This window comes from Segatella maculosa OT 289 (genome assembly GCF_000243015.1).
GTDB classification, from domain to species: Bacteria; Bacteroidota; Bacteroidia; order Bacteroidales; family Bacteroidaceae; genus Prevotella; species Prevotella maculosa.
The window spans coordinates 191,498-216,666 of sequence record NZ_JH594500.1 but is presented as its reverse complement, the minus strand read 5'-3'; the positions used below and the strand labels follow the sequence as shown (position 1 = coordinate 216,666).

At 46.3% G+C, this 25,169-nt stretch carries 21 protein-coding genes; 12 read left to right on the top strand and 9 right to left on the bottom strand.

The window, feature by feature from the left end; all coding sequences use genetic code 11:
• Window positions 1–325 precede the first annotated feature (325 nt).
• Window positions 326–1,360 carry a DNA polymerase III subunit delta gene (gene holA / locus HMPREF9944_RS00770; RefSeq protein ID WP_008563762.1) on the bottom strand — a complete coding sequence of 345 codons (1,035 nt, stop codon included), beginning with the start codon at window positions 1,358–1,360 and terminating at the stop codon, window positions 326–328.
• A 112-nt stretch (window positions 1,361–1,472) separates the two neighbouring features.
• On the opposite strand from holA, the gene HMPREF9944_RS00765 reads away from it, so the two are divergent.
• Window positions 1,473–1,922 carry a type I restriction enzyme HsdR N-terminal domain-containing protein gene (locus HMPREF9944_RS00765; protein ID WP_008563761.1) on the top strand — a complete coding sequence of 150 codons (450 nt, stop codon included), beginning with the start codon at window positions 1,473–1,475 and terminating at the stop codon, window positions 1,920–1,922.
• 94 nt (window positions 1,923–2,016) lie between these two features.
• Here HMPREF9944_RS00765 and nrdG read toward each other — a convergent pair whose 3' ends face one another.
• The 5 genes from nrdG to HMPREF9944_RS00740 all read right to left on the bottom strand — a co-directional run bounded on the left by nrdG (window position 2,017) and on the right by HMPREF9944_RS00740 (window position 8,222).
• A complete protein-coding gene (nrdG, locus tag HMPREF9944_RS00760) occupies window positions 2,017–2,526 on the bottom strand; it encodes an anaerobic ribonucleoside-triphosphate reductase activating protein (RefSeq protein ID WP_008563760.1) in 510 nt (169 codons plus the stop codon).
• A 59-nt stretch (window positions 2,527–2,585) separates the two neighbouring features.
• On the bottom strand, window positions 2,586–4,808 hold the full coding sequence (locus tag HMPREF9944_RS00755) for an anaerobic ribonucleoside triphosphate reductase (RefSeq protein WP_008563759.1): 2,223 nt from the start codon (window positions 4,806–4,808) through the stop codon (window positions 2,586–2,588).
• 569 nt (window positions 4,809–5,377) lie between these two features.
• A complete protein-coding gene (locus tag HMPREF9944_RS00750) occupies window positions 5,378–6,190 on the bottom strand; it encodes a class I SAM-dependent methyltransferase (RefSeq protein ID WP_008563758.1) in 813 nt (270 codons plus the stop codon).
• A gap of 119 nt (window positions 6,191–6,309) precedes the next feature.
• Window positions 6,310–7,197, bottom strand: coding sequence for a carbon-nitrogen hydrolase (locus HMPREF9944_RS00745; RefSeq protein ID WP_008563757.1), 888 nt, complete (start codon window positions 7,195–7,197; stop codon window positions 6,310–6,312).
• Complete coding sequence (locus HMPREF9944_RS00740; RefSeq protein ID WP_044113111.1) at window positions 7,194–8,222, bottom strand: agmatine deiminase family protein; 1,029 nt, start codon at window positions 8,220–8,222, stop codon at window positions 7,194–7,196. The genes HMPREF9944_RS00745 and HMPREF9944_RS00740 overlap by 4 nt, the downstream gene beginning before the upstream one ends.
• A gap of 110 nt (window positions 8,223–8,332) precedes the next feature.
• Here HMPREF9944_RS00740 and HMPREF9944_RS00735 point away from each other — a divergent pair, with 110 nt between their 5' ends.
• The 7 genes from HMPREF9944_RS00735 to HMPREF9944_RS00705 all read left to right on the top strand — a co-directional run bounded on the left by HMPREF9944_RS00735 (window position 8,333) and on the right by HMPREF9944_RS00705 (window position 14,128).
• Window positions 8,333–8,935, top strand: a complete 603-nt coding sequence (locus HMPREF9944_RS00735) for a P-loop NTPase family protein (RefSeq protein WP_008563755.1) — start codon at window positions 8,333–8,335, stop codon at window positions 8,933–8,935.
• Between the two features lie 14 nt (window positions 8,936–8,949).
• Entirely contained in the window at window positions 8,950–9,741 is a 792-nt protein-coding gene (locus HMPREF9944_RS00730) for an ABC transporter permease (protein WP_172633969.1), read from the top strand.
• Window positions 9,738–10,613: a DNA/RNA non-specific endonuclease gene (locus tag HMPREF9944_RS00725; RefSeq protein WP_008563753.1), complete on the top strand. Its 876-nt coding sequence runs from the start codon at window positions 9,738–9,740 to the stop codon at window positions 10,611–10,613. The genes HMPREF9944_RS00730 and HMPREF9944_RS00725 overlap by 4 nt, the downstream gene beginning before the upstream one ends.
• A gap of 78 nt (window positions 10,614–10,691) precedes the next feature.
• Window positions 10,692–11,480: a Nif3-like dinuclear metal center hexameric protein gene (locus tag HMPREF9944_RS00720; RefSeq protein WP_008563751.1), complete on the top strand. Its 789-nt coding sequence runs from the start codon at window positions 10,692–10,694 to the stop codon at window positions 11,478–11,480.
• 6 nt (window positions 11,481–11,486) lie between these two features.
• Window positions 11,487–12,323, top strand: coding sequence for a zinc ribbon domain-containing protein (locus HMPREF9944_RS00715; RefSeq protein ID WP_008563749.1), 837 nt, complete (start codon window positions 11,487–11,489; stop codon window positions 12,321–12,323).
• Window positions 12,324–12,511: 188 nt separating this feature from the next.
• Entirely contained in the window at window positions 12,512–12,982 is a 471-nt protein-coding gene (locus HMPREF9944_RS00710; RefSeq protein WP_008563748.1) for a helix-turn-helix domain-containing protein, read from the top strand.
• Window positions 12,983–13,042: 60 nt separating this feature from the next.
• Entirely contained in the window at window positions 13,043–14,128 is a 1,086-nt protein-coding gene (locus HMPREF9944_RS00705) for an ATP/GTP-binding protein (protein WP_081475804.1), read from the top strand.
• Between the two features lie 41 nt (window positions 14,129–14,169).
• Here the strand turns inward: HMPREF9944_RS00705 and yfcE are convergent, their stop codons facing one another.
• The 3 genes from yfcE to HMPREF9944_RS12610 all read right to left on the bottom strand — a co-directional run bounded on the left by yfcE (window position 14,170) and on the right by HMPREF9944_RS12610 (window position 20,587).
• Complete coding sequence (gene yfcE / locus HMPREF9944_RS00700; RefSeq protein ID WP_044113211.1) at window positions 14,170–14,709, bottom strand: phosphodiesterase; 540 nt, start codon at window positions 14,707–14,709, stop codon at window positions 14,170–14,172.
• Between the two features lie 842 nt (window positions 14,710–15,551).
• A complete protein-coding gene (locus HMPREF9944_RS00695; protein ID WP_008563744.1) occupies window positions 15,552–16,838 on the bottom strand; it encodes an MFS transporter in 1,287 nt (428 codons plus the stop codon).
• Window positions 16,839–16,843: 5 nt separating this feature from the next.
• Window positions 16,844–20,587, bottom strand: a complete 3,744-nt coding sequence (locus tag HMPREF9944_RS12610; RefSeq protein ID WP_008563743.1) for a DUF4922 domain-containing protein — start codon at window positions 20,585–20,587, stop codon at window positions 16,844–16,846.
• 563 nt (window positions 20,588–21,150) lie between these two features.
• Here HMPREF9944_RS12610 and rlmN point away from each other — a divergent pair.
• The 4 genes from rlmN to HMPREF9944_RS00665 are packed head-to-tail and all read left to right on the top strand — an operon-like array spanning window position 21,151 to window position 24,843.
• A complete protein-coding gene (gene rlmN / locus HMPREF9944_RS00680; protein WP_008563742.1) occupies window positions 21,151–22,197 on the top strand; it encodes a 23S rRNA (adenine(2503)-C(2))-methyltransferase RlmN in 1,047 nt (348 codons plus the stop codon).
• Window positions 22,187–22,786 (top strand): DUF4837 family protein, encoded by a 600-nt coding sequence (locus HMPREF9944_RS00675; protein WP_008563741.1) that lies wholly within the window; start codon window positions 22,187–22,189, stop codon window positions 22,784–22,786. Before rlmN ends, HMPREF9944_RS00675 begins: the two co-directional genes overlap by 11 nt.
• Complete coding sequence (locus HMPREF9944_RS00670; RefSeq protein ID WP_008563740.1) at window positions 22,776–23,858, top strand: PdxA family dehydrogenase; 1,083 nt, start codon at window positions 22,776–22,778, stop codon at window positions 23,856–23,858. The genes HMPREF9944_RS00675 and HMPREF9944_RS00670 overlap by 11 nt, the downstream gene beginning before the upstream one ends.
• The gene (locus HMPREF9944_RS00665) at window positions 23,851–24,843 is read left to right on the top strand and encodes a lysylphosphatidylglycerol synthase transmembrane domain-containing protein (RefSeq protein ID WP_008563739.1); all 993 of its coding nucleotides are present in this window, start codon (window positions 23,851–23,853) and stop codon (window positions 24,841–24,843) included. The genes HMPREF9944_RS00670 and HMPREF9944_RS00665 overlap by 8 nt, the downstream gene beginning before the upstream one ends.
• Window positions 24,844–25,169: the final 326 nt, after the last annotated feature.

The following is a 25,169-nucleotide window of genomic DNA, read 5'->3' as shown; positions in this document are numbered from 1 at the left end:
ATCTTTATTCTGATAAAAAAGAATTATTTATAAACGAGCATTCTACGTTTACATATCTAAAATAATATTCAGGGCTTTTGGTTTTTGTTTCCGAAGTTTCAGAATACAAAACGTTAATAAAAACTAATCTCAAAATCATAGTGTGCTAAATCGATAAAAAATAACATAATTCACATATTCTTGATAAGGGATTTCTTTGCTGAAAATACGCGAGTTTTAGAGGGGGAAAAACTATGGTAAACGTTTATTTATCGGAGATTACCATAAAAAAAGTGCTCTACAAGAGCACTCAATCTAGAAAAAAATAGCATTAAAAAAGCCACATTTAATGCAAAATGAAGAAAATAAGTTCCTTCATTAACTCACTTGAAGCTGTATTTGGATTATCTAACCCCTTACTTTTGGCATCTATTTCTCTTATTTTTGAAATTATCTGCATCGTTTTCATTCCCGAGTAATTTCGCAGCCCAGTAAGGTAGTCTTTTGCAGCCCATCCATTTCGTAATTCCAAAAATTGTACAAGCGCATTTTCATTACTTCGGTTTGGTGAATAAAATGCAATCATCAAATTTTCAAAGTAAGAAAAGAGCATTGGGAGAAAAGAAAACAAGGAACCTGCCTTGGGATTATTGTCAAAATATTTCGTAATTAAATTAGCCTTATAGACGTCTCTTTGAATAATAGCACTTCGTAATTCAAAAGCATTAAAATCTTTGCTAACCCCAATTTCCTTTTCTACAATTTCCGGAGTTACCATTCTATCAACCTCAGAAAAAGAAATTAAAATCTTATCAAGCTCAGAAGTTAATCTATGTAAGTCGGCCCCAACATGATCTGCAATCATTTGGGCTGCCTTTTGCTCTATAGTAATCTCATGTTGCATGAAATAAGATGTTATAAAACCCGGCAATTCGCGCTCATAAAGCTTCTTACTCTCAAAAATAACCGCACCACCTACCTGTGCTGCTGGAATAATCTTCTTTCTTTTATCAATGCTTCCATTCTTGTGACAAAGGACAAGAACTGTGGAAACCACCGGCTGCTTGAAATACTTCACTAAAGGCTCTGTACCTTTCAAATTCTGTGCTTCTTTTACTATCACAACCCGTTTTTCGGCCATCATTGGAAAGGCTTTGGCCGAATCCACGATTTGTGAGGCTGAGATATCTGAGCCGAACACTACGGTTTGATTAAAATCACGTTCTTCCGGCCTCAATACATGTTCAGCAATATAATCAGAAATCTTATCAATATAATATGATTCGTCACCCATTAATATATATATAGGTGAAAAATGACGTGCTTTTAAGTCACGCATTATCGTTTCATACGATGTTCCTGTATTTTTCTTTTCAGGCATTTCGCTCTATTTTATTTTTTATTGTTTATCTTTGCAGAAAACAAGAAACAAAGACTTATCCTAAAAGGAAGTCTTTTTCATCAACCTGTTCTTTATCTGCAAAAATAATAAAATGATTCCATTAAACCTACCCGATTACGAAATAAAGTTATCCGGAACGCCTACCAAACCAACGATTTTCGACATTTTACGTCGTAAGTATGTTGCCCTTACTCCAGAAGAATGGGTACGCCAACACTTCGTTCATTTTTTGATTAATCACAAAGGATACCCCGCCACCCTTTTGGCAAATGAAGTAAGACTTAAGATAGGCAATAAAACTCTTCGAGCTGACACAGTTCTTTATTCAAGAGAACTCAAACCACGTATCATCATAGAATACAAGGCACCTCATATCGCCATTACTCAAAAAGTGTTCGATCAAATTACAACCTATAATATGCTTCTTCATGTAGACTATCTCATCGTCTCAAACGGCATTCAGCATTATTGTTGTAAAATGGATTATGACTATCAAAAATATTTATATTTAGGCGATATCCCAGACTATCAAGAAATTTAACAAAAACAAGCAAGAATAAGCCTTCATTTATAGCTATATTCTTGCCTAATATCCGGAGAATTCAACTTCAAATTAAGACATATTGATTTTTTCCTTATAGAAAATCCCCCTTTGGATTATAATTTAATAGCACGACAGTTTTTTCCTTTAGTGAGCGTTTGACATCTATCAACCGTTGATTTCGACTTCCTCTGAAAATCAAATCATTATCTTTCTGAGTCTCTATAAAAGGACCATCCACCAATACATCAATGTTCTCCAGCAACCGACATGACACTTCCTTTTTCATTAAACTCTCAAAAACGAACCCACTATAACACCATATCGTCTTTTCCGTCTCATGTTTAATAGCCATTGCCAGTTCTAAGAAGCCTTCAGGCTGGAACATCGGATCACCACCTGTAAAAGTAACATTGGCGAAAGGGTCAGAAACGATCTCTTTCATGATTGCATCGGTCGTCATTAATGTGCCATGACGGATATCCCACGATTGTGGATTATGACAGCCCGAACAGGCATTTGGACATCCGGCACAATAAATCGAAGTGCGAAACCCCGGCCCGTCAACCATTGTGTCGTGCACAATCTCCAATATACTTATCATTACTCATATATAAATCCAACTCCCTCTTCGCCTTTATAAGGCAAAGAGAACTTGGCTTTCTACTTGCATTTCTTATCGATGTGCGTCACCCGGTCATTCAATTCGGCCAGTTTTCCTTGGTTCCAACGGTCGGTTGTTCCGACAAGATACCCCGTAATGCGCTGCAACCTATCAATATGTCGGCTCCCACACTTCGGACAGCATTCCATTTCAGCTTCGGCATTCTCATAACCACAGTCCATACAGCGGTTGCGGTTATGATTCACACTGCCATAGCCCATATTATACTTATCCATCATATCCACTACACCAGAAATGACATCTGGATTATGCGTTGCATCACCATCAATTTCTACATAGAAGATGTGTCCACCGCGCGTCAAATCATGATAAGGAGCCTCGATCTGTGCTTTATGCAGCGCAGAACACTTATAATATACAGGCACATGGTTTGAATTCGTATAATAATCGCGGTCGGTAATTCCATCGATTACACCAAAACGCTTACGGTCAAACTTCGTGAAACGCCCCGAGAGTCCCTCAGCCGGCGTAGCCAACAAACTGTAATTATGCTGGTAACGCTCTGAGAAATCATTCACACGGTCACGCATATACGTTATAATCTTCAAGCCCAAGGCTTGTGCTTCTTCGCTTTCTCCGTGATGCTTGCCCACCAATGCTTTCAAACATTCGGCCAATCCAATAAAGCCAATACCCAACGTACCTTGATTAAGCACGCTTTCTATCGTGTCAGTAGGCTGAAGTTTGTCGCAGTCAATCCAAAGTTTCGTCATCAACAACGGGAATTGCTTGGCAAACGCAGTCTTTTGGAACTGGAAACGGTCGTCTAATTGCTTGGCTGTCACCTCCAAAATATGGTCAAGCTTTGCAAAGAAAGCATTGATACGCTCCTCCTTACCGGCTATTTCCATGCACTCGATGGCCAACTTGACGATGTTGATTGTCGTAAAACTCAAGTTACCACGAGCCACACTCGTCTTCGGACCGAAGCGGTTCTCAAACACGCGCGTACGACATCCCATCGTAGCCACCTCCCACAGATAACGTTCCGGGTCGTCGGCTTTCCAATTGCTGTTTTGATTGAACGTGGCATCGAGATTAAGGAAGTTCGGGAAGAATCTACGGGCCGTCACTTTGCAAGCCAATTGATAAAGATCATAGTTCCTATCTTCGCGAAGATAGTTTACACCCCGCTTTTTCTTCCAAATCTGAATAGGGAATATAGCGGTTTCTCCATTACCAACTCCCTCGTAAGTGGATTTCAACAACTCGCGTATGATGCAACGTCCCTCGGCAGAAGTATCCGTTCCATAATTTATCGACGAGAAAACAACCTGATTTCCACCTCTGCTGTGAATCGTATTCATATTGTGGATAAAGGCTTCCATGGCCTGATGCACCCGGTTCACCGTCTTGTTCACAGCATGTTGGCGCAGACGTTCATCGCCTTCCAAGCCATCAAGTTCCTTCAATACATAGTCTTCCAGCTCTTGATGATACAATGCCGAGAGGTCACGGCCCGTCAGTTTCTCCAGGTTTTTCAGTTCCTCGATGTAAGAACTGCGCACATAAGGAGCCAAATAGAAGTCGAAAGCCGGTATGGCCTGCCCACCATGCATCTCGTTTTGGCAGGTCTCCAACGAAATACAAGCCAAAACTGCTGCCGTTTCTATGCGCTTAGCAGGTCGTGAAGAGCCATGACCGGCCACGAAACCATACTCTAATATGTGGTCTAAAGGGTGCTGAACGCAAGTCAAACTCTTTGTCGGATAATAATCTTTGTCATGGATATGGATATAATTATGGGTCACCGCCTCACGCACTTCCTCTGACAACAGGTAGTCATCTACAAACGGCTTCGTCGTTTCCGAAGCGAATTTCATCATCATTCCGGCCGGCGTATCGGCATTCATGTTGGCATTTTCGCGCGTCACATCATTGTTCTTGATGTTCACTATCTCCATAAACACGTCGCGCGTCTTGGCCTTTCGGGCAATGCTCCGCTGGTTTCTGTAAGCGATATACTTCTGTGCTACGTCCTTACGTGCACTCTTCATCAGCTCCATTTCCACCGAATCCTGAATCTTTTCCACGGTCATCTGGCTCTTTCCGTGAATACTAATATGGTCCGTTATCTTTTGTACCAAGGCATCATCTTCACCTTTATCGGTATGCATCATGGCCTTACGAATGGCTGCCATGATTTTTTGCTCGTTAAAACCAACGATTCGTCCGTCTCGCTTTACTACCGTCTGTATCATTTTGATTGTTATATTTTGATTATATTTTTCTTTTGCAAAGATAGTATTAATTTCATTACGGCGTACTTTTTAGACAACTTTTCACGAGTTAATTAATGTAAAACAACTAATTATAAGCAAGTTACAAAAAGTTTTTGGAAACTTTGATATAAAACAAACATAAAATAGTTGCCAAAAACTGATAATAATGAACCGAAAAATACACTATAGAGTCGTTCGATAAACATAACTTCATTGGCAACTCCAACCGATATCGGAGACGTCAACTCCCAACATAGACATTGTTTATACTTACTATAGACAACATCTAATCCTACTTTAGACATGATGTAGTCCTACTTTACATGAGATGTAGTCCTACTTTAGACATGGTGTAATCCTACTTTAGACATGGTATAGTCCTACTTTAGACAAACTGTATCTGCCATTGCAATCTAATATCAGCCATTTTAGCACGTAATATGGCTGATATTACACGCTAAAATGGCTGATATCGGGGCACAATAAGGCTGACTTTACACGCTGATATGACTGATATCAGGTTGCAAGAGGACAGGCTTCCGGAGCCTTCACTCGATTTCGAGCCTTACGATACGTTGGTTACCGTGCCTGTAGAAATAAGGGATTCTATAGGCAAGACGGGCTATGAGGGGGAAACGTCCCTGCGTGTAATCACTCATGAAATACTCTTTACCAAGATGTAGTTTGGGATGCCACGCCTCCATTTCCTCGGTGTGGAGCACCGACCATTTGAATTCGGCCTCCTTGTCCATCTTTTTGAGCGCGTCGTGTTGCTTGTTGTGCTTCACAAGCATGTAGGAGAGCATGTCCATGAGAATGGTTGCGCGGTCGAAACGGTTGCAAAGTGTGATGAAAAAGTCTTTTACGAGTTGTGGTTCAAAGTACATCAATACGCCCTCGATAATAATCAACACGGGCTTTCCCGCGGCTTTGACAGTGTCAATCCATTGATAGTCGAACATCGAGAGGGCTATATAGGTGTTCTTCTCGGTCTCGGGAATGAGCTGGCGACGCAGGTCAATAGTCTCTTTCAGGTCGAGGTCGTACCAATGGGTGACCGTGGGCATGCCGAGCCGCTGATAGCGTGCGTCGATACCTGCACCCAATTGAATGACGACGGCATCGGGATGCTGCTTGAGGAACGCCTTGGTTTCTTGGTCGATGAGGTTTGCCCGAACACAGCAACCCACTTGCGACATGGTGGCTTTCTTGAATTTCGAGAAGTCATAGTCGAGCTTTTGGAATATCTCCACGGCCGTTTCGTCGTGTAGCAGTCCGCCGTTGTTGATTGTTTCCGTAGCCTTGGCCCACAGCGGAATGAGCATCGTTTCGGGAATAGCCGATAATTGTTTTGTTTCCATATGTGTCTGATTTAATAAAATGTCGTAAAACGATGCATCAAAGTTACAGAAAGGAGACGTATGCGGCAATACTTAAAAGTGTGTATTCTTGCTGTGTCTTACACTTCTACCCGCATTGCTCATTCATCGATGAAGCGGCGGGTGATGTCGGTGTAGCTATCGATGCGGCGGTCGCGCAGGAAAGGCCACCAACGACGCACCTGCTCGCTGTGATGCATGTCGATACTGACGACAATGCGCTCTTCCTTATCGTTGCTCGCACGGTAAAGGAGTTCGCCTTGTGGCCCGGCTACGAAACTACTGCCCCAAAACTGGATACCATTGGTCTGTCCGCTGGGGTCGGGTTCGTGGCCAACGCGGTTCACGGCAATGACAGGCAGTCCGTTGGCAACCGCATGACCACGCATAACAGTGGTCCATGCCTCGCGCTGACGCTCTTGTTCGTCGGGCGTGTCACTGCTCTCATACCCAATAGCTGTGGGATAAATCAATATTTCTGCCCCTTGTAAGGCCATCAAGCGGGCTGCTTCGGGGTACCATTGGTCCCAACAAACCAGCACACCCAGCTTGCCTATGCTCGTCTCGATGGGACGAAAGCCGAGGTCTCCGGGTGTGAAATAAAACTTTTCGTAGTAGGCAGGGTCATCGGGAATGTGCATCTTACGATACTTTCCGGCAATCGTTCCGTCCTTTTCTATCACGACCGCCGTGTTGTGATAGAGTCCGGGAGCACGCTTCTCAAACAAAGATGTGACGATGACTACGCCGAATTGACGTGCAAGTTCGCCATATAAGTCTGTTGATGGACCGGGTATAGGCTCCGCCAAATCAAAGTTATTGACGTCTTCCACCTGACAGAAATAGAGTGAGTTGTGGAGTTCTTGCAGTATGATGAGTTGTGCACCGCGAGTTGCCAAGTCGGCAATGCCTTCAGATAAACGTTGTATGTTTACAGAGGCATCAGAAACATTATGTTGCTGCAAGAAACCTATTTTAAGTTCTTTCATATCTTAGGGAATTGCATGGTGAGACAATGGAGTGAACCGTGCTGACGGATAACCGTTCGGGCATCAATGCCGATAATCTTACGGCCGGGAAAGGCCTTTTGCAACTGCGACATAGCCCTCCCGTCTCTATACGGCTGCGCATATGTAGGGCAAAGCACGCTATGATTGAGGATTACGAAGTTGGCATAAGTAGCCGGGAGTCGCACTCCATTATCATAAATGGCTTCGGGAAATGGCAGGCGAAGCAGTCGATAGGGCTTGTCTTCGAGTGTGCGGAGAGCCTTCAACTGATTTTCCATAGCTTGAAAGTCGGTAAAATGTTCATCGTTCTCATCACTATATATATATAATAAGGTGTCGTCAGGCGCAAGTCGCACCGTCGTATCTATATGCCCGTCGGTATCATCTCCTTCCAGTTTGCCGTGTTCTATCCACACAATTCGCACTGCATACAACGTTTTAAGTAGCCTTTCCTCTATCTCTGCACGTGTCATAGGCTGGTTTCGATGCGGAGCCAAAAGACAGCTTGAAGTGGTGAAGATGGTTCCTTTTCCGTCGCTTTCAATACTTCCGCCCTCCAAGACAAAGTCTGTGTGGTCTTCAACTACACCATCGAAAGCGCCAAGTCCGGCCATGTTTGCTGTGATGACATTATCTTTTTGCCACTCAAACTTCTCACCCCAGCCGTTGAATTTGAAGTCAAGATAGCGAGCTTCAGTTCCGTTTGTCAGTGTGATGGCTCCGTGGTCACGTGCCCATGTGTCATTAGAATCTATTTGATAGAATGTGATATTGGCAAGTTGGTCGTCTGTCAGTTGCTTTTCAAGCAAGGTCTTTGTTTGAGGTACCTCCGGTGAGATAAGATAAAGCCGTTCGTCACATGTAATGGCCCTTGCCATTTCGACAAATGTCTTTGTTATCTCGTCAAGATAAGGTTTCCAATCTGTTCCAGCATGCGGCCATGTGAGTTGAATGCCACGTTGCGGTGCCCATTCAGCAAGAAGCATGAAGTTATTATTTGTCATATTGTGCTATCATCATTCGTATTGCTGCCTACAAAAATAACTGTTTTTTCTCTAATTATTGATTTTTTGGATAAAAAACAGTACCTTTGCCCCATTAAACGCGATGAGAAATGTTGGAAATAAAAGATGGGGTTTTGAGTGGAGTCGAGTACTCCAAGACTGTAGCCGGCATTAATTTTATGGTAGAAGCAGGAGAAATGCTGTGCATTTATGCTTGGCATGATGAAAAACGACAGGCAATCATACACACGCTATTAGGCTTACAGCCTCTCAAATCTGGTTTTTTTTCTATTGATGGAGATGTCGTAGACAGCCGTTCCGCTGCTTATTTCAGAGCACATGCAGCCTATGTTCCTCATGAACTTCAGTTCCCTTCGATTACAATCGGCGAGATGATGCAGATGATGACAATAGACAAATCTCTGACAAAAGACAAAATCGAGGAGGAATGGAATAAGATAGGAATCAAGGGAAATCTATGGGAGCAGGCCATATCGTCTGTTTCGCAGATGGTCTTGCAACAAATGATGATGGTTGTGGCTGTAATGAAGAGCAGTAATTACATCATTATTGATCAAATACGAGGGGCCGTGACACCTGAAATAATAGTTTACCTCAGACAATATACGGCCTCTGGTGGAATGATTATTATTGCAACTGAAGATGAAGAAGTGAAAGAACTGTGTGATAAAACGCTGTTAGAACCGCAATGATTATAGAGAAGACGATGAATATTGGTTTTATGGGTATTTGTATCCTTGTGATATTACTATGTATCCCTGTGTATCTGATTTATTTTTACAAGCTGAATTTACAGCGAAAGTTCGCCATGGCAATCACAAAGGCTGTGGGCTATCTTGCGGTTACGGGCATCATGTTGGAGTTCGTTTTCCGTCTGAATAATGTCATACTCAATATTCTTTGGGTGATATTCTTGTCACTTTTAACCTCTGTCGTGACTGTTAGCAGAGCAAAATTGAGCATGAAAAGGTATTTTATCCCAGCTTTTTTTTCTACACTTATAGTAACTTTCATCATTGGAATTCTCGTTATCATGGCTGTTTTCTCAACAGGGAATCCATTCGATACACGTTATTTTATTCCGATTACTGGCTTTATTATTGGTGGTATAATAGAGAGTAATGCTAAGGCTTTGGATACTTATTATGCCGGATTGCGCAATCATTGCGCGCTTTTTTACAATCTTTTGGGTAATGGAGCTAGTCATCATCAGGCTGTCAAATACTTTATTAAGCGGTCTTTGGAGCGTAATATGCTTCCTTCCTTAGGCCGTATGACATATATAATAATAGGTGTTACACCAGCTGTTATGTGGGCAATGCTGTTAGCTGGTGCCGATGTTTATTCGGCTATCCTCATAGAATTATTGGCTCTCGCTGTGATGTTAGCAGCCTCACCTTTGGCCTTGTTGTTGACATTAGTGCTTACCAAACGCTATACCTTTGACGAGTATGGCAAGTTGAGCACCCAGAAACAGATAAACGAAACTGAAGAATGAAAAAGCATTTCCCTGTATATATTCCTTTTCTTATATTTCTTATTGGAACAGTAACCTGCAACTTAGCTAAGGGAAACTGTAATTTCCTGAAGAACAATAGCAAATATAATGGTGGCATTGAAGTTAATAGAAAGAAGCATCTTACAACAAAAGTACACCTGACAAAGAGTACTTTTACTACAATTACTGATGAACGATTACTAATACAAAATGTTCCACAAGGAGAACCCTCCCAAATCCTAAAAAGAGAGGGCTATATCGTCTCCTATAACTATGAAACACACATTCCAAATTGGGTGGCATGGCACCTGAAAGCACAGCATACGACCGGCCCTTACAAGCGTGAAGGCATTGGATTTCAGGAGGATATTGAAGCAAAAGGCGTGAGAGTAACGACTTTTGATTACAGCAGAAGTGGTTATGATCGTGGCCATATGTGTCCTTCGGCTGACAATAAATGGAGTCGACGCGCACAGGAACAGTCGTTTCTACTCACCAATGTTTGTCCGCAAGACCACGGTTTGAATGTTGGTGATTGGAATGAAATGGAGAAGCAATGCCGGAAATGGGCCAAAGTATATGGCAGCATCTATATCGTTGCCGGCCCGATTCTCTATCATCAGAAACACAAAACGATAGGCAAGTCCAAGGTTGTGGTGCCCGATGCTTTTTTCAAAGTGATTCTTTGTATGGAAGGAACGATAAAAGCAATTGGCTTTATCTATAAAAACAAATCAGGAAATAGACCGAAAGGTGATTATGTTAATTCGGTAGATCAAATCGAACGCATTACCGGTATTGATTTCTTTTCTTCGCTCCCGGACACGATAGAGACAAAAATAGAGGCAAAAACAGATTTATCGGACTGGTAAAAAACGTTAAACAACATCATGCTACCTTTATAAAATCTGATAAAATCACTATCTTTGTAACCATATTTTGTGCATAGCATGAAGATAAAGGAAGTAATTGGTGCCCTTGAACAATTCGCACCTCTGCCATTGCAGGCAGACTATGACAATGCCGGTCTGCAAATTGGATTAACAGATGTGGAACTCTCAGGGGCTTTATTGTGTCTTGATGTGACCCCTAAAGTCGTTGATGAAGCGATTGTAAAGGGATGTAATCTTATTGTTTCCCATCATCCGCTTATCTTTCATAAGCTGAAACGCATTGCTGATGAAAACGAAGTGCAGATTACGGTACGTCAAGCGATAGAGCATCACATCACCATTGTGTCCATGCATACGAATATGGATAGTGCCAAGGGTGGTGTAAACTATAAGATAGCCGAGAAACTTGGACTAAGGAATCTGCGTTTCTTTGGTAAACAGGTTCTCGTCAATGGCATCGAAGGGGGCGATGGTGTCGTGGGTGAAGTCCATGAAGAATTGGCGGCTGATGACTTTGTAATGATGTTGAAGAAGCGTTTTGATGCGGAATGCATTCAATGTAATCAACTTCTTTGTCGCCCTATTCGTACAATTGCGATATGTGGTGGTGCTGGTTCGTTCTTACTGCATGATGCTATCGAGACAGGTGCAGATGCTTTCATAACAGGAGAGATGCACTATCATGAGTTCTTTGGTCACGATCAGGAAATACAGATAGCTGTTATCGGGCATTATCAGAGTGAACAGTTTACAAACGAAATATTTAAATCAATCATAGAGGAGCGGTGTTCCGGTGCGAGATGCGTTCTCACGGAAATCAATACCAATCCCATCATTTATTTATAACAGAATATGGCAAGAAAAAACCCTACAGATTTATCCGTTGAAGAGAAGTTGAAGACACTCTATCAACTGCAAACAACGTTGAGTAGCATTGACGAAAAGAAAGCATTACGTGGCGAACTCCCCTTGGAGGTTCAGGATTTAGAAGACGAACTCGAGGGGTTGAACATACGTATGGAAAAAATACAGAATGAAATAACCGATTTTCAAAACGCCGTTACGCAGAAACAACGAGATATTGCTGAAGCACAAGCCAGCGTTGAACGCTATAAAAGCCAGTTGGACGATGTGAAGAACAATCGCGAATACGACACACTGACAAAAGAAATCGAGTTTCAATCGCTGGAAATCGAACTTTGCAACAAGAAGATTAAAGAGGCTGCTATCAAGATAGAAGAATGCAAGAGCGATTTAGAGCAGACGCAACAGGCTATCAAGGAACGCGAAGAAGCCCTCAGCGAAAAGCGCGATGAACTGGATGAAATCATGCAGGAGACTCGTGAAGAAGAAGAAAAACTGAAAGAAAAGGCAAAGGAACTGGAGACAAAGATAGAGCCCCGGTTACTGACCAGCTTCAAACGAATTCGTAAGAACGCCCGCAATGGCCTCGGTATTGTCTACGTTCAGCGTGATGCATGCGGCGGTTGTTTCAATAAGATACCTCCACAGCGTCAATTAGATATTAAAATACATAAGAAAATCATCGTTTGCGAATATTGCGGGCGTATCATGGTTGATCCGGAGTTAGCCGGTATCAAGTCAGAAAAGTCGATTTCAGAAGAAAAACCGAAGCGTGCAAAGCGCAGTATCCGTAAGAAGAAAGAAGATACCAACACGGCAGACTAAGCATTTCTCTACCGTCTTACATCATATAAAGAACTGAAAGATTGACCATCTTTCAGTTTTTTTGTATCCTATCTTGCCTGTTTTTCTTTTTTTCTTATTAATTTTGCGACGCGAAATAAGATTTATAATAAAATTGATATACGGATTGTATGTCAGAATAGCATTAATCTACAAAACATATACAGAAGATGGCTAAGTATAACATAACAGAAAAGCAGAAACGGTCAACCGTTTATCGTGTCATGATGAGTGCAAACGTCAAGGATACGTTGCAAGAAGAAATCAGCAGGAAAATCATTATCGAGCAGAAATACAAGGATAAAGATTACTCTGCCAAGCAGATGGCCGAGGATTTAGGAACCAATGTGCGCTACATTTCGGCAGTTTGTGCGGAGCGTTTTCATACGAACTACTGCGGTTTAGTCAATGCACAGCGTATCAACGAGGCTATGTCGATGCTCGTAGACCCACGTTATCTGAAGTTACGCGTTGCTGATATCGGTGCAATGGTGGGGTTTGCCAATCGTCAGAGTTTCTATGGGGCATTCTTTCGCTTCAAAGGCATGACTCCACGACAGTATCGTCAGCATTACATAGACAGTCACCCGGAGCTTGTCAAAGCCAAAGAGGTACGCAATCGTTCGCGTAGAACAGCCTGAAGACCTGCTTTAAGCGGGCTTTCTCAGGCCTTGTTCCCAAATTTGATACAGCGAAACATGATAAACAGCATTAAGAAAATCGTCCTCACCGGTGGCCCTTGCGCCGGAAAGACAACGGCTTTAGTCAAGGTTATCGAGCATTTCTCAAGTCTCGGCTATAAGGTATTCACTATTCCCGAGGTTCCGACGATGTTCAGCCAGTCGGGTATGGACTATCTGACAACAAACCGCAAGCTCTTCTATGAAGGCGAAAAGGCAACGCTCGAAGTACAGCTGGCTTTGGAAGACAAGTTTCAGCGCATGGCAGAGCAATGTGAGGAGCCGGTTATAATTATCTGCGACCGCGGGGCAATGGACATCTCGGCCTATATGTCCCCAGAAACGTGGGATACCATCACAAAGGCTGTGGGAACCAACACGACGGCATTGCGAGACCAGCGTTACGATGCCGTGCTGCATCTTGTTTCGGCGGCAGATGGTGCCGAGAAATTCTATACAACAACCAATAACAAGCAACGCACGGAGGGCTTGGAAATGGCCCGGCTGCTTGACAAAAAGGTGATTGATGCATGGACCGGGCATCCTCATTTGCGTGTAATCAACAATCATGAAGACTTCAACAACAAGTTGCATCGCGTGTTGAAAGAGATATCGAGCGTCTTGGGCATACCCCAGCCTATCGTTGAAGAACGGAAATACATTGTCGAACTGACGGGAGAAATCCCGAATTGCATCGAAAGCGAAATCACGCAGACCTATTTGGTGGCTGAACCGGGGTGCGAAGTACGCTTACGTCGCCGCGGCTGGCAGGGCAAATATGTCTATGTGCACACCACGAAAAAGAACATTTCAAACTCAGAACAGCTCGAAACCGAACGCCAAATCAGCAGCAACCTCTATACGTCGTTGTTACAGCAGGCCGACCCTTACCGTAAGACAATACAGAAAACGCGCAAGAGTTTCATCTGGAAAGGGCAGTATTTCGAGCTGGACAACTTTCTGAAACCGGTCAGCGGGCTGACGATTTTAGAGACGAAAGGCATCACAGAGCAAGAGTCTGTGAACTTTCCCCCGTTCATCAAGGTCGTCAAAGACATCACGGGCGTATCGGAATATTACAACTACAACATCGCCTTGAAAGGATAAAGGCTTTGCTTTCAAAGCCCTTTCGGGGCGTTTTCCCGATGCTAAAGGTCGATTTCCTTTAGCAGCTTGCCGTCGAGCCGGAACATTCTTATGCGCCCGTCCTCATAAGTTCCCAATGTAGGCGGGTTCCCTCCTTTCGGAAAAGTGACCGACCCCGTGTTGCATATCACCGTTTCTTCGGTCCGTTGAAGCTCCCAAAGATGCGTGTGCCCATAGACAACAGCGTCGAAACGACCGTGCGGCAGGTGGTCTTTATGGTAGATATGACCGTGTGTAAGCAGCAACTTACGGCCGTTATCGACGAGCAACACATAGTCTTGAAGAATGGGAAAGTCGAGCAACATCTGGTCTACCTCCGAGTCGCAATTCCCTCTGACGGCCACGATTTCGTCGGCCATGGCATTCAGCCGCTCGGCTATGGCCTTGGGATTGAGTCCTTCCGGCAGACCGTTCCGGGGCCCGTAATTCAGGATATCGCCCATGATGCACATCATATCGCAATGCTGTTGGCGATAGAAGTCAATCACTTTCTCCAGCGCAGGGAGCGAGCCGTGAATGTCGGATACCAATAGATATTTCATGTTTTCAATCAGATTTGAATATTGTTTCTGCAAGTTTGTTTGCCATGCAATATTCGTTATTTTTTCCGAGATATGCAAACTTTGGCCGTAATTTATGAGCAACGGCCGCCAATCCATGAGGATAAATTCCCGCAGCATGCACTCCGGTTTCTGATTCCAGCCATTTTGCGACGCAATTTCAGCCACTTTAGCGCGCGAAATGACTGATATTGCGCGCCAAAACAGCTGATATCGTGTTGCAATATTGCTGAAATCGCATTGAAATAAAGTTTCATACGGTTGAAACTCAAGTTTCATACGGATGAAATTCGAGTTTCATGCGGTTGAAACTCAAGTTTCATGCGGTTGAAAATAAATTTTCATACGGGAGGAAATAAATTTCCTTGCGGTTGAAAATAAATTTTCATACGGGAGAAAATAAATTTCTTTGCGGGAAGAAATAAATTTCTTTACGGGAGAAAATTTACGGGCATACGGGAGAAAATAAATTTCTTCCCGTATAAAAATTTACGGTTCACAATAACTGTTCGACGAATATGGGCAACCGCTTGCCTGGAAGTAGGGACGCACGGCTCGTGCGTCCGCTCCTCCTTCAATTGACAGTTGGCGAGTAAACGGGTGAATAAGTTGATTGTTGCAAGGCATGTAGGGACGCACGGCCCGTACGTCCGCTCAAACAAACATGTGCATGCACTTGGAAATTCGCCTTGAACGGACGTACGAGCCGTACGTCCCTACTTCTTCACAGCCAAATAGCGTCGTTATGCGGCTGGAATAAAAACACATTACCAAGCATCTTGTTTCCAAACAGTCAAGGACTTGGAAGAAGGAAAACGTTGAAATCAAACGTCTTCTTCTACGTCTTTCTTTCCGAAATGGGGATCGATATCGAGGAAAGAAGCCACGGCGAAGGGCAGCAGACAACTCAACATGACGATGATGAAGAACATTCGGTAGCCCACGGCCTGCGCCAAAGCGCCCGCAAAGAGTCCGGGAAGCATCATCGAAAGGGCCATGAAGCCCGTACACAAAGCATAGTGCGAGGTCTTGTGCTGCCCTTGACTGAAATAAATCATGAAGAGCATGTAGGCACTGAAGCCGAAACCGTAGCCGAAATTCTCGAGGAACACGCACGCATTGATGGTCATCAGGTTCTCGGGCATCGCATAAGCCAGATACACATAGGCGATGTTGGGAATGGTGATAGCGCAGGTCATCGGCCACAACCAGCGTTTCAGTCCGTCGCGACTTGCAAGCAGTCCGCCGATGACGCCTCCCGCCAACAGTCCGACCACACCGACAGTTCCGTTGACCAGTCCGAACTCCTGCGGCGACAGCCCTAATCCTCCCTTACCCGGCCGAGCTTGCAGAAAGAGTTGCGAGACGGGGTTCAGCAAAGCTTCGGGAAGACGGAAGAAGAGCATGAAGGCGATTGCCGCAAATCGTTGCTTTTTCTTGAAAAACGTGTCGAATGTCATCAAGAACTCATACAATATCGCCTTGGCCTGCCGCTTCTCTTTATGGTCGATATCCTCTTTCGGCCGCGGCAAGATGTAGTTGTGATAGAGATAAAAAGCCATGAAAAGCCCGGTAAGACCATAGAAAATAAGGCTCCAAGAGAACTTGATCTGATAGCGGAACATCACCTGAAGCACTCCGGCTATCATAATCAAGACTCCCTTTCCGACAATCATCGAAAGGCGATAGAATGTGCTTCGTATGCCTACGAAGAAAGCTTGGTCGTGCTGATTGAGTCCCATCATATAGAACCCGTCGGCCGCTACATCGTGTGTGGCACTCGAAAAGGCCATCATCCAAAAGAAACAGATGCTTCCCTGCAGCCACCACGAGGCCTGAATGGTGAAAGCCACGCCCGCAAAGGCAGCTCCCAACAGCAACTGCATGGCCGTTATCCACCAGCGTTTCGTCTTGTATAGGTCGAGAAAAGGGCTCCAAAAAGGTTTGATGACCCACGGCAAATAGAGCCAAGAGGTGTAGAATGTTACTTCGGCGTCGGTCAATCCTAATTGCATGTAGATTTCGATGGCCAGCACGGTTACGGCAATATAGGGAAGTCCCTCAGCAAAATAGAGCGATGGAACCCATGTCCAAGGTTTTGAAGTCTTCATGGTTTTTAGTAGATTTTTTGAATGGTTGCACCTTTATAATAATGGAGCAAGATGGCATCATAGGCATATCCGCGCGCTCCCATGACCGCAGCCCCAATCTGACAGAGGCCTACTCCATGTCCCCACCCTGCTCCCGTGAGGACAAAGCGCTGTGGGACGCCCTGCGCATCGCGGCCGAACGCATCAACGACGAAAGCCGAACTGTAGAGATGGCTCTTGCTTAAAGCACGGCGGATTTCAAGTTCTTTGCCGATGGTAAGGGTCTTCTTCTCGCCCACTATCCTGAGTTTGGAGAGACGCCCGCTCGTACCACGCTCTACCGGAACAAGGTCGACGATGTGCCCGAAGTCTGTCTCCAGCTTCTCATTTATCAAGCGGAAGAGTGCTTCCTGCGTGTATTCAACGCGCCAACGGTAGAAGTCTGCCGTCTCTTGGTCATAGTCGTTAAGCACTTGGGAAAGCACTTTTGCGTCGTGCGTGTTGCAGAAACTCTCCGGATTGGAGCGTATCCAGCGGTCGGCATTTGCCTCAATGGTCAAGTCGATCGCCTCGTCGTGTGGCGCATCTCGCAAGGCAACGAGATAAGGCTTGCGAATGTTCTCCCAGCAATATCGGAACTCTTCGGTCTCACCACCGCAACATTTAGAGAAACGGGCATCGCAAATCTCACCATCATACGTCAGGATTTGCCCTTTGGTTTGCCTGATTGCCTCGGCCACTTGTTTACTTGTCGCTTTTGTGATGCCTTGATAACGCTGGCAATGGTCGTCGGCACAAACATCAAATATCGTGTGGTCGTCGCGGTCATACCAGCGCACCAGTTCGTTGTCATTCCTGATGAATGAAGAAGGTTTATTGCTTCTTTCATGCGCGGTCTCTCGCTTTTCTATCTGTGCCAGCAGCCAACTGCGTGAGATAACGGCGTGAGCTTTGAGCAGTTCAAGGCTCGACGTAGCACTCATCTCGCTCGAAATGACACTCTCTAAATATTGTTCTACGGGCAACTCATTAACGGCATATATCCTATCGCCCGCAACAATGAGCTTCAACGCACCGAGGAACGTCTGCGTCTCTTTGCGTTCCCAATGGAAATCAACTCCGATAGTGACATCGGAAAGCGAGAAAGAGGCACCATTCGCTTGCGGTATGAAAGTCAGCCCGCTATAAGACTTGCCCTTCCATAGCACGGCCCCGTTGGCAAGGGAAACCTCCTGCTCGCCTTCTACCTTATTATTATCTACGAGATAAGGCGCATTGAGTCGGAACTTGATTTGCTTTCCACTGACAATACCTACCGACACGTCGGCCCTTCCCTTTATCTTCGGCCCGCAATGGTATGCACTCAGCTTTTCAACCACCCGCTGCATGGCCTCATCGGTGATGCCGCACTCTTTCAGAATTGCTTCTGCTTGCGTTTCGGTCAGCCGGTTAAAGTCTTCTTCACGTGGGACTATCAGCAATCCCGACATATCCAAGGCGCCGGGACTCACCAGCAGCTGCTCTTCGCCCTCGGCATAATAGCAATCGGGACGATGCTTTCCGCGTGGGATAATCACGGAGATATAATACGCTTCTTCCCGCCAGCTCACAATGTTCATCATTGGTTCAGTTTCTCCGTCGCGTTGCGGCAGGGCCTCGTAAACAAGATTAAAGAGCGTCCGGTCAGCCGTCTCGTCCTTACTTCGAATGACAAGAGCCGGCACAACGAAGCCATGAAGCACGCAGATATCGTTATCGCGGTCTAAAGCGAAGATAGGCTCAAGACTGCGACTCATGCGCCGCCACTCGCATTGCAACGGCACCAAGCCGCCCGTTCCCGCTTGCAGGTGCATGTGGTCAGGTGCACTTGCGCCGCACCTCGGCCCATTGTAGAACACCATGAGGCTACCATAGCGTGACAATACTTTATGCATTTCGCCGTAATCTGCCTTGATGGCCTGCGGCCGATGCTTACGGGCAGGGAGCGTGAAGTGGGCGGGAAGTATGGGAAACGGATTAACCAAGAGGTCGAAGCCTTCGTCGAAGTGCTCCGTGAGCTGCGCTTCGGGCCTGTTTGCCTCGCAGAGAAAGCATGGACGCTTCTCCAAAGTCTGCTTATCAATCTTTGCCCCCGTGCTCACCATGCGTGCCGGATTGAACTGCACACGCAGTCGCCCCGTTTGCTTCACCTTTACATCCTGCAGCCCCTGATAGCGTTGTCGGACTTCTTCCCACTGCTTTAGCTGTTGACAGAAGAAGTCGTTCAGCTCGTTATCCATTGCGCCCCCGGCCTTCTCGGCATTCAAACGGCGGCGGGCCATAAGCTCAACCGTGCGCAGACGGTCTTTATAGAGATTGTTGGCATTCTGCTTTTCGATGCTCAAAGCGGCGTCGCTGTTGCCACCCCAACGCCGACAAAGATAGAGTTCGTCGTAGATTCTGCCGATACGATAATGGCGACTAAAGGTCAAGCCCACGGCATAGTCTTCACCATAGCCAGTATTGGGGAAGCGGAGCTGGCGTAAAAGCGGGGTGAAGAACGCACGCGGAGCCCCCAGCCCGTTGATGCGCAAGGCATTGTTACAGCCATTGTCTTCGGTCCACTCTCTATGGTCGATAAGCCCCGGCGGCAGCGTGTTCAGTTCGAAGTCACACATACGATAAGCCCCGATGATCATGGCAGCCTTCTGCTCATGAAACGCATCGATAATCTTCTGCAACGTATGCGGCGAAGAATAGAGGTCGTCGCTATCCAACTGAACAGCAAACCGACCGCAACGTTCGTCGTCAACGGCCACATTCCAACAGCCGCCAATGCTTAAATCGGTACGCTCAGGCTTGATGACAACGAGCCGCTCTTCGTGCAATTCGCACAAGATAACTCCCGTGCGATCGGTACTGTGGTTATCAACAACGATAACGTTGTACTTAAACTCCGTCTGCTGCGCCAACGCGCTCTTCACGGCATCGGCGATGGTCCGCTCACGGTTGTACACGGGAATAACCACGCTGGCTTCGCAATCAAAACTGCCTTCGGTGAAGTCGGGCTCACGATAGCGGCGCGTGTCAACCAGCGCACCCACAGCCTCAAGATGCAACGTCACGGCCTTTTCCATCTCTGCCTGCACCATACGGTTACGCGGATTGACGTAGTCGAATTGCCGCTCGCCGCTCTTCCGCGTGTCGTATTCCTGCTCGGTATAAAGATATTCGTTAACGTGGAACAGTTCACCCTTGCGGCTTAAAAAGAGGCGCAAGTCGTAAAGCCCGGCAAAGTCGAAGCGATGACGCGGGTCGCGTCCGCAAGTGGCTGCGTATTCGTGCAACAAACGGGTACGTATGAGCAGCAGAGCGCCGAAGTCGAAATCGTCGCGTAGACTGCCTTCCTGATAATCGATGACAGGATGTGGCTCACGCTTTCCGTCGGCAACCGAATAAAAATCAGCATAAACCATAGCTGCGCCAGTGTCGTCAGCCACGCGCAGCATTCGGTCGATAGCGTGCTGCCCTAAGACTACCGGCGTGGATTTCAGACCAAGAAGCACGTAGTCGCCCTTGGCCGTCGTGCCGATCTTGCAAATTGCATCGGTCGAAAACCGCCTTTCCATAGCGAGCAGCGAACAGCCGCCGGGCACACGGTCAGTTTCCCTACTCGAATCGACCACAAGGCATATCTGCCCAACGGCCTTATTCTGTCTCAATGTCCCGACGAGTTCCCCGAATTCCTCCGGGCTCTCGCAAGACAGAAAGCAGTCTGTATTTCCTGTCATACGATATGTTTTTTAGCTTGTATTCCGACGCCCTGCGTACAGTAGCCGACCAAAGGGCCGGAAAACCGTGGCGGAGCTTTGTTTCGTGCAAAGATACTAAATTATCCTGAATAAGCGTCCGGTTCGGCTCGCTTTAGGTGAAAAATGCAACTGCCATAAGAGAGATTTATTATTGTTATAGGAAAAAACCATAATTGTAACTCGAAAGAACTATAATTGCTATAGGAGAGAAACTACACACATACCGCACGGAACGGTTTTTGCAATAGTTCTTTTTGGATTATCACCGTGGAGATAAGGTCTTATCACCATGGTGATAAAGTCTTATCTCCACGGTGATAAGGTGTTATCTCCATGGTGATAAACAAAAACCATCCTATTGCGCTGACCATTCCGTGCGGTATGAGAATGTATTTCGTGCTATTGCGCTGACGTTTCCATACGATAATGTCCTATTTCCATAGTATCATACGGAAACGCGGACGGGCAGTTTCATGTGTCTTCGCATCAAAAAACAAGTCGGAGCGTGAAGCCGTTCGACATTAATTTATTACCTTTGCACTATGATTTCTCAGCAGAAGACACTTTTGGGCATGACCTTGGACGAACTCCGGCAGGTTTGCAAGGAACTCGGCATGCCGGCCTTCACGGGCGGGCAGATGGCGAAGTGGCTGTATGTGCATCGTGTGAAAGAGATTGACGAGATGACGGACATATCCAAGGCCAATCGTGCGCGGCTGTCTGAGAGCTACACCGTGGGCTGCCATGCGCCTATCGACGCGCAGCACTCCGCGGACGGGACCATCAAATATCTGTTTCCCGTGGCGGGCGGGAAGTTCGTCGAGACGGTGTATCTCCCCGAGAACGACCGTGCCACGCTGTGCGTTTCGTGCCAAGTGGGCTGCAAGATGAACTGTCTTTTCTGTCAGACGGGCAAGCAGGGGTTCGAGGGGAGTCTCGATGCCTGCGACATACTGAACCAGATTTATGCGCTGCCCGAGGCGGACAAGCTGACGAATATCGTGTTCATGGGACAGGGAGAGCCGATGGATAATCTCGACAACGTTCTGAGAGCAACGGAAATTCTGACGGCCGACTACGGCCTGGCATGGAGCCCGAAACGTATCACGGTGAGTAGCGTGGGCGTGAAGAACAAGCTGAAGCGCTTTCTCGAAGAGAGCGACTGCCACGTGGCTATCAGCTTGCATTCGCCGATTGCTGAGCAAAGGGCCGAATTGATGCCGGCTCAAAAGAGTATGAGTATCGCGGAAATCGTGGAGCTTCTGCGCAACTATGACTTCTCCCGGCAGCGTCGGCTGTCGTTTGAATATATTGTCTTCGGTGGCGTCAACGACTCTGCGGCCCATGCCCGGGAAATCGTAAAGCTACTGAAGGGATTGGACTGCCGCGTCAATCTGATCCGATTCCATCAGATTCCCGATGTGCCGCTACATGGTGCCGACGAGAAAAAGATGGAGGAGCTGCGCGACTATCTGACGGCTCATGGCGTGTTCACAACCATTCGGGCCAGTCGTGGAGAGGACATATTCGCAGCCTGCGGCCTGCTTTCCACCTCAAAAAAGATAGGCGAGATAAGGCATGAACGGTAAGACGATAGGTTTTATTTTGGCCGCACTGCTCATGCTGAGTGCGTGTAGGCGGATACAACGGCTCGACCGTCCCTATGCGGACAATCCTGAAATGCAAGAAAAGGTGCGCAAGTCTTTCGACCTTGCCATTGCGTTGCCGGCCGACATGCAGTCGAGCAAGCAGGGAAAAGACTTCTTTTGGCTGTCGAACAATGCTGCTTCGGGCATGAAGAACGTAGTCTTCTACCGCATTCGCAGCCGCGACACACTGCCGTTGAGCGTGGAAAGGTTCTGCGAGTTGCGCGACAGCGTGATGAAGATAAATATTAAAGGAGAGGAAGACAGCATGCACGTCGCCACGGTCAAGGCCTCTGTCAAAGGGCGCTTCTACCCGAAAAGCAGGCGAGGTCGCTATGAAGGATTATGGGAAATGAAAGGCGATGCCATGGGTGGTCCATTCGTCAGCGACGTATATGAACGGCCTGACAGGCACGGGCTCATCATCGCGGAAGGCTTCCTCTATGCGCCCGAAACCAACGAAAAGAATACACTTCTCAGTCAGCTTCGTGCCATACTGGGTTCAATAAATATCATAAACAATGGAAAATAGAAAAATTCGTGTCGCTATTACGCACGGTGATACCAACGGTATCGGATATGAACTCATCTTCAAGACCTTTGCCGAGCCTGAAATATTGGAACTATGTACGCCGATTATCTATGGTTCTCCCAAGATTGCGGCCTACCATCGCAAGGTTCTTGACATTCAAGGAAACTTCAGCATCATCAACAATGTGGCAGAAGCCACAGACGGACGCGTCAATCTGCTCGCCTGCTTTGACGAAGATGTGAAAGTAGAAATGGGCGTGGCATCGCCTGAAAGCGGTATGGCTGCCCTGAAAGTTCTCGACAAAGCCATGACAGATTACCGAGAAAATGCCTACGATGTGCTGGTCAACTGCCCCATGGATGACGGGAATATACATATTGGCGGCTATCGGTTCAGTAACACCGGCAAGTATATAGAAGCCAGTTTGGGCGAAGGAAGCAAGGCCGCAACCTTGTTTATCAGCGACAAGATGCGCTTGATGGTGGCGACAGAAGGCTCTTCTGTCAAAGACATAGCAAGCGTATTGACCAAAGAGTTGGTGAAGGACAAGGCCACATTGTTCTTTAAAACCATTCGCAGAGACTTTAATATTTCTAATCCACGCCTTGCCATTCTGGCCCTGAACCCTAACCAAGGCAAAGAAGAGCAAGAGATAATTGCGCCGGCCATCAAAGAACTGATAGAAACAGGGGTGCAGGCATTCGGTCCTTATACGGCAGCCGAATTCTTTGAGAATGACTATTACAATGAATTCGACGGTATTCTTGCCATGTTTTACGACCAAGGAGTCCCCTCGATCAAAGCACTTGCCACGGAAGGCGTAGTGAAATTCAACACCAATCTTCCCATCATTACGACCGAGCCCGACTGTCATGTGCGTTTCGACATCGCCGGTCAGTGTGTAGCCGACGAGCGTTCTTTCCGTCATGCCATTTATATGGCCATTGATATTCATCGCAACCGTGCCCGATATGATGAGCCTTTACAGCATCCTCTGCAAAAGCTTTATCACGAAAAGCATGACGACGGGGAGAAAGTGCGCTTTTCCGTTTCAAAGAAAAAACATGAATAAGAAATATCAGAACGGTTTTTTCATCTTCGGAATCATCGTTCTCGGCATCATGATTACGCAGCTCGACTTCCATCAAGTGTGGGAGGGACTGCGACATGCAGGCTATTGGTTCATCGCAGTAGTAGTGCTTTGGGCTTTCCTTTACCTCTTTAATACGTCGGCATGGTATATCATCATCAACTCACAAGACCGCAAAGAGGGACAGAAGAAAGTGTCTTTTGCATGGTTGTATAAGCTGACCGTATCGGGATTTGCCCTCAACTATGCCACGCCGGGCGGCTTGATGGGCGGCGAACCCTATCGCATCATGTCGCTGTCTCCAAGGATCGGACCAGAAAGGGCTTCGTCTTCGGTCATCTTATATGCCATGACTCACATCTTCAGTCACTTTTGGTTCTGGCTTCTCTCTCTGTTTTTGTTTATCTTCACACAGCGTGTCAGCATGCCAATGGCTGTGCTCTTGACTGTCACGGGAGCCTTTTGCGTGTTGGGAATATGGTTCTTTATCTCCGGCTACCGCAAGGGATTGGCCAACCGTGTGATGAAATTCTTAGGGCATATCCCACTCTTGAAGCGATGGGCTTTGCCTTTCATTGAAAGTCATAGGGAGCAACTTGACACCATTGATCGGCAGATATCGGCCCTCCACAAACAGAGTCCCAAGACTTTTGTTTCGGCCGTATTGTTAGAGCTTTCGTGCCGTTTCTGCTCCGCATTGGAGCTGTTTTTTATTCTTTTGGTACTCATGCCGAGTGCAAACTTCCTGCAATGCGTGTTGATTCTTGCCTTCACCAGTCTTTTTGCCAACCTGCTTTTCTTCATTCCTTTACAGTTGGGAGGGCGTGAAGGCGGCTTCCTGATGTCGACGACGGCATTGGGTATATCAGCCAATGCCGGTATCTTTATCGCATTGATTGTCAGACTTCGCGAATTGCTTTGGACGGGAATAGGCCTATTGCTCATCAAATTCGATAAAAAGGCCTAATCATACGGCTTTCCAATATCAGCCATATCACCGCACAATATGACTGATTTCACCACCCAATATAGCCCATATTGCGCGGTGAAATGGCCGAGATTGCAACACAAGGTGCAAGTCGTTGGTTATCAACGTGGATAATGTAGGGACATACGGCTCGTGCGTCCACTCCAACAACCCTGCGCCTACACTTGTAATTCCACTTGAACGGACGCACGAGCCGTGCGTCCCTACATCACCGCCTCTACCCTGTTGCACGGTAAAATGTTCATGTTGGAAACCGACTTCATGTACCTTATAAAACGATATGAGACAACGAGCGTAAGAAACAC

What these genes read in the sequence shown, in the direction of transcription:
- HMPREF9944_RS00725 (WP_008563753.1), top strand. Translation starts at nt 9,738, where the DNA reads ATGAAAAAGCATTTCCCTGTATATATTCCTTTTCTTATATTTCTTATT.
- HMPREF9944_RS00665 (WP_008563739.1), top strand. Translation starts at nt 23,851, where the DNA reads ATGAATAAGAAATATCAGAACGGTTTTTTCATCTTCGGAATCATCGTT.
- HMPREF9944_RS00745 (WP_008563757.1), bottom strand. Translation starts at nt 7,197, where the DNA reads ATGAAAGAACTTAAAATAGGTTTCTTGCAGCAACATAATGTTTCTGAT.
- HMPREF9944_RS00750 (WP_008563758.1), bottom strand. Translation starts at nt 6,190, where the DNA reads ATGGAAACAAAACAATTATCGGCTATTCCCGAAACGATGCTCATTCCG.
- nrdG (WP_008563760.1), bottom strand. Translation starts at nt 2,526, where the DNA reads ATGATAAGTATATTGGAGATTGTGCACGACACAATGGTTGACGGGCCG.
- HMPREF9944_RS00720 (WP_008563751.1), top strand. Translation starts at nt 10,692, where the DNA reads ATGAAGATAAAGGAAGTAATTGGTGCCCTTGAACAATTCGCACCTCTG.
- HMPREF9944_RS00740 (WP_044113111.1), bottom strand. Translation starts at nt 8,222, where the DNA reads ATGACAAATAATAACTTCATGCTTCTTGCTGAATGGGCACCGCAACGT.
- HMPREF9944_RS00730 (WP_172633969.1), top strand. Translation starts at nt 8,950, where the DNA reads ATGAATATTGGTTTTATGGGTATTTGTATCCTTGTGATATTACTATGT.
- HMPREF9944_RS00670 (WP_008563740.1), top strand. Translation starts at nt 22,776, where the DNA reads ATGGAAAATAGAAAAATTCGTGTCGCTATTACGCACGGTGATACCAAC.
- HMPREF9944_RS00765 (WP_008563761.1), top strand. Translation starts at nt 1,473, where the DNA reads ATGATTCCATTAAACCTACCCGATTACGAAATAAAGTTATCCGGAACG.
- yfcE (WP_044113211.1), bottom strand. Translation starts at nt 14,709, where the DNA reads ATGAAATATCTATTGGTATCCGACATTCACGGCTCGCTCCCTGCGCTG.
- HMPREF9944_RS12610 (WP_008563743.1), bottom strand. Translation starts at nt 20,587, where the DNA reads ATGACAGGAAATACAGACTGCTTTCTGTCTTGCGAGAGCCCGGAGGAA.
- HMPREF9944_RS00755 (WP_008563759.1), bottom strand. Translation starts at nt 4,808, where the DNA reads ATGATACAGACGGTAGTAAAGCGAGACGGACGAATCGTTGGTTTTAAC.
- HMPREF9944_RS00675 (WP_008563741.1), top strand. Translation starts at nt 22,187, where the DNA reads ATGAACGGTAAGACGATAGGTTTTATTTTGGCCGCACTGCTCATGCTG.
- HMPREF9944_RS00735 (WP_008563755.1), top strand. Translation starts at nt 8,333, where the DNA reads ATGTTGGAAATAAAAGATGGGGTTTTGAGTGGAGTCGAGTACTCCAAG.
- holA (WP_008563762.1), bottom strand. Translation starts at nt 1,360, where the DNA reads ATGCCTGAAAAGAAAAATACAGGAACATCGTATGAAACGATAATGCGT.
- HMPREF9944_RS00710 (WP_008563748.1), top strand. Translation starts at nt 12,512, where the DNA reads ATGGCTAAGTATAACATAACAGAAAAGCAGAAACGGTCAACCGTTTAT.
- HMPREF9944_RS00715 (WP_008563749.1), top strand. Translation starts at nt 11,487, where the DNA reads ATGGCAAGAAAAAACCCTACAGATTTATCCGTTGAAGAGAAGTTGAAG.
- HMPREF9944_RS00695 (WP_008563744.1), bottom strand. Translation starts at nt 16,838, where the DNA reads ATGAAGACTTCAAAACCTTGGACATGGGTTCCATCGCTCTATTTTGCT.
- rlmN (WP_008563742.1), top strand. Translation starts at nt 21,151, where the DNA reads ATGATTTCTCAGCAGAAGACACTTTTGGGCATGACCTTGGACGAACTC.